The organism is Cupriavidus basilensis, from assembly GCF_029335485.1.
GTDB classification, from domain to species: domain Bacteria; phylum Pseudomonadota; class Gammaproteobacteria; order Burkholderiales; family Burkholderiaceae; genus Cupriavidus; species Cupriavidus basilensis_E.
In genome coordinates this window covers 1-4,111 of sequence record NZ_JARJLM010000707.1, presented here as the reverse complement: position 1 = coordinate 4,111, position 4,111 = coordinate 1, and the positions used below count along the sequence as shown (strand labels likewise).

Here is a 4,111-nt window from a genome sequence, read left to right as displayed (position 1 = left end):
GGCGGTGGCCTTGGCCGCCGCCTGGGCATGCGCAGGCAGGAATGCCGCGCGCAATGAAAACGGGGCTCGCAAGGAGCCCCGTTTTTTTGACCGGCTTGTCGCGCAGTTCCGCCGGCCTGGAAAAGCTGTTCTGTCCGACTTACGCTATTGCAGCAGGTTGTACTGCTCGCGCATCACGACGATGATGGACCTGGCAGCTGCCAGCTGGGTCGGCAACTGGTCATCGGGCTCGCGCGGGAAATCGACTTCCGCGCTCCAGTTGCAACCGGTGTGGTCCGGCTGGTGCACGCGCATGGCATGCAACTCGCATTCGCCGCATTCCGGGTTGTTGTTGAGGAACTGGTTCAGGATGGCCATCAACTCCGACCGGGTCTTAGCATCACGCCGCATGAGTCACCTCGTCCGTTGCCGTCTCGTTGCCTGGAACCTAAATCTAGGCAGGTATTCGCAGGCTCGCCAATTGAATCGGGCTATTAAACCGCGGCTTTCGATCCCGTTGCCACGGTAGACTGTCTCTATCGCATCGCAGCAATTCCTGTTGCGATGCGACAGCGGCGAGGCCGGTGCCGCGCTGCTCGGCGGCCGTCGCCATGGTGCGGTGCGCGATGGCCTTGGGCGGGCTCGCGCGTTGCTCGGGTGTGGCCCTGGCAGCACCGGCGACGGCCAGCCCGGCAAGCGTCGGTACCTGGAGGGCGGCTTGCCGCGTTGCTATCGTGCCGGCAGCGTGGCAAGCGCGTCGCGCAGATAGCCCAGGAGTGCCGCATCCACCCATGTGCCTTCGGTCAGCCGGGGCTCGGCCTCGAGCGCCCGGCGGATTTTCTGCTGGGTGGCGGGATCGTCGCCCGCATAGGCACGGAACAATGCCAGCCAGCGCTGCGCCAGGTCCTGTACCGCCGGATCGCCAGGCGTCTTGCCTTGTGTCATGGCCTCGCGGACGGCGGCGATCAAAGGTGGCCAGTGCCGCATCTGCTTGCCATAGTTGGCACGCATATGAGCGAACTCCACTGGTGTCAGGTATGTCTCGTACAGCGCAAGCTTGGTCTCCGCGAACGCCTCCATGACGTAATCGACCGTCTGCGGCGAAATGCCGGTTTGCGCCTGCAGCGCTTCTTCGCTGGCGTGCATCGCGTTGAGCTTGGCCGCCAGGGTTGGGTTGGCGGCGGTATCGCGTTCTAGCAGGGCCATCCAGCGCACGGAGAGTGCCTGGGCCTGCGCGCCGCGCGCAGGGGCGCCGGCCTGCATCAAGGTGTTGACTTCGGCCACCAGCAGGGCCCATTCCTGTTGCTGCGCCTGGCCGGTCTGGTAGAAGGGCAGCGCATCGAGTTCATCGGGGGAGAAGTATTTGTCGTACATGGTCATCATTTCCAGGGTTGAGAGCCAATCGGCGGCATCCGGCTCCACTCCGGCCACGAACTGCGCGTGCATTTGCGCCAGGCGGTCGCGCAGACCGACGGTCCGCGAGATCTGCTGGTCCAGCATGCGTATCTGCTGTTCGAGGACGGCGGTGGGCGATATCTCCGGATTCGCCAGAACCTCACCGATGCCAGCCAGCGATACCCCGAACCGGCGCAAGGCCTGGATCTGGTGCAAGCGGGAGATGTCCCGCTGGCTGTATAGCCGGTATCCGGAATCGGAACGCGCAGAAGGCGTCAGCAGTCCGATGCTGTCGTAGTGATGAAGTGTCCTGACCGTCAGGCCGCAACGCTTTGCCAAATCACCGACTCGCAACAACATCGAAACTCCTTTCTCCTGACTGCGCGAACCCATGCTCGGGCCTCACCTTGCGTGAGGCTCAAGCGGATTTTGCATCCTGCCCGGTTTTGGTTCCCGATGGCTACCGGACGCGCGCCGTGTACGTTCAAGGCGCCTCTGGCCATGGAACTCCGGGGCCGGGAGGCATGGCTTGCCGGCCCCTTGTCAGGCCAGCGCTCGGTTCGCTCGCGCCGGAAATCCGTGCTTGCTGGAGGCCCATGCGATTGCCAGGCCGGGAACCAGCAGTATGAGCAGAGCCCAAGGGAAGACGCGGGCGCCCTGCGTCTCCAGCAGGATGCCGCCAACGATGCCGCCAGGCTATAGTTTCAAGCATATATGACTAATCTGTCATAAATTGGGGGCTGGATGGATAGTCTTGGATCTCTCAGCGTGTTCGTCAGGGCAGGGGAGGCCCGCAGCTTTACCGTGGCGGGCCAGCAACTGGGCATATCGTCCTCGGCGGTCAGCAAGGCCATCGTGCGGCTGGAAGAGCGGCTGGGCGTGCGCTTGTTTCATCGCTCCACCCGGACCGTCAGTCTCACGCCGGAGGGCGCGCTCTTCCTTGAGCGCTGCAGGCGCATCCTCTGCGAGGTCGCCGCGGCGGAAACAGAGCTTTCGCAAACGCAGAGCGCGCCGCGTGGCAAGCTGAGGATCAGCTTGCCGTCGATCGGCGCCTTGTTCATGGCCAGGCTTGCCGACTTCAAGCGGCTCTATCCCGAGGTCGAACTGGACATCGACTGCTCGGACCGGCTGGTGGAGGTGATCGAGGAAGGCTTCGATGCGGTGATCCGCACGGGAGAGCCGAGCGATTCCAGGCTGATGACGCGCGCCATCGGCTCTTACCGGATGGTGGTCGTCGGTTCGCCCGAGTATTTCCGGCGCGAGGGCGTTCCTGTGCAGCCCGAGGATCTGGCGCGCCATGCCTGCCTGATCTTTCGCTTTCCAACCACCGGAAAGCTGCAGGTCTGGCCGCTGCGCCGCGCTGGCCAGGCGATCGACATCGAACGGCCGGCCAGCATGGTGACGAACACGCTGGAACCGCAGGTGTGCTTCGCCGAGCAAGGCCTGGGCATTGCCTGCGTGCCGGATATCGCCATTCGCCGGCAACTGGACGAAGGCACGCTCGTCACCGTGCTGGACGACTACAACCAGGATTGCACGACGCTGCGGATACTGTGGCCGTCGAGCCGCCACCTGTCGCCCAAGCTCAGGGTCTTTGTCGACTTCATCGCCGGGAGCCTGCTACCGCGCGAGGGCGGCAGCGTGAATGACGCTCGAGCAAAGCCGGCACCGAAGCCAGCCGGAACATAAAAAACCCGCCACCAGGGCGGGTTCAATTCCCGTTGGCAAGGTGAAAGCCAGCGTCAGAACTTGTGACGCACGCCCACGCCGAAGGTGTCGCCATGCGACAGGTCGGTGATCTTGTCGTAGAAGTAGGCTGCGTAGACGTCGGTGCGCTTGGACAGGTTGTAGTCATAGGCGACCGCCACCGTATTGCGCTTGAAGTCGGCGACCGAGTTCTTGGTCTTGTCGTAGGCGTAGGACGCCAGGATGTTGCCGTTGCCGACCGGCACCGATACGCCGACCTGGCCGTTGGTGTGCTTGATGTCGCCGTTGGCGTTGTTGTTGATGTCGGACTTGATGTACTGGCCTTGCGCGAACAGCTTGACGATCTTGAAGTCATAGCTCACGCCGGCTTGCACCGCGTTCTGCTTGCTGAAGCCGACCAGCAGGGGGCTGCTCGACGCGGTCACGTCGCCCGGCGTGCTGTCGAACTTCACTTGCTGGAAGGCCAGCGTGGCGGCGAACGGCCCGTTGAAGTACATCAGGTTGCCGCCCCACTTGTTCTGGCCGTTGGCACCCGCCTTCTCGCCGAAGGAGTAGATCACGTTGGCGGTCAGGCCGCCGAAATTCGGCGTGGAGTACAGCAGCGAATTGTTCCAGCCCGAATCGCCGATGATGCCGGGGTCGTTCACGCGGGCCGTGGACGCGCCGAAATAGGTGTGGAACACCATCGGCGAGAACACATAGGAATCCACCAGCGGGTTGAACAGGATGGTCGATACGAAGAAGGGCGTGGTGTTGCGGCCCAGCTTGATGGTGCCCAGCTTGTCGTTCTGCAGGCCGACATAGGCATTGCGGCTGAACATCGAGTCACCGTTGAAGCGGCCGGAGGCGCCGCTGTCGGTACGGAAGAAGCCGTTCAGGTCGAAGATGGCCTTGGTGCCGCTGCCGAGGTCTTCGGTACCCTTGATACCCCAGTACGAGGTCTGCATGCCGCCCGAGTTGGCAACATAGGCGCGGTCGGTCGAGCCGACGTTCTTGACGCCGCCGACGAACATGTCGGCCTGGCCGTACA

At 63.5% G+C, this 4,111-nt stretch carries 4 protein-coding genes; 1 reads left to right on the top strand and 3 read right to left on the bottom strand.

Features of this window, described 5'->3' with window-relative positions; genetic code table 11:
- Positions 1 to 144: 144 nt before the first annotated feature.
- Entirely contained in the window at positions 145 to 390 is a 246-nt protein-coding gene (locus P3W85_RS43575) for a hypothetical protein (protein ID WP_035815381.1), read from the bottom strand.
- Between the two features lie 318 nt (positions 391 to 708).
- Complete coding sequence (locus P3W85_RS43570) at positions 709 to 1,734, bottom strand: MerR family transcriptional regulator (protein ID WP_276269384.1); 1,026 nt, start codon at positions 1,732 to 1,734, stop codon at positions 709 to 711.
- Positions 1,735 to 2,118: 384 nt separating this feature from the next.
- Between P3W85_RS43570 and P3W85_RS43565 the strand changes: the two genes are divergently transcribed.
- On the top strand, positions 2,119 to 3,063 hold the full coding sequence (locus P3W85_RS43565; RefSeq protein WP_276269383.1) for a LysR family transcriptional regulator: 945 nt from the start codon (positions 2,119 to 2,121) through the stop codon (positions 3,061 to 3,063).
- A gap of 53 nt (positions 3,064 to 3,116) precedes the next feature.
- On the opposite strand, the gene P3W85_RS43560 is transcribed toward P3W85_RS43565, so the two are convergent.
- A partial coding sequence (locus P3W85_RS43560) for a porin (RefSeq protein WP_276269382.1) occupies positions 3,117 to 4,111 on the bottom strand: 995 nt, incomplete at its 5' end.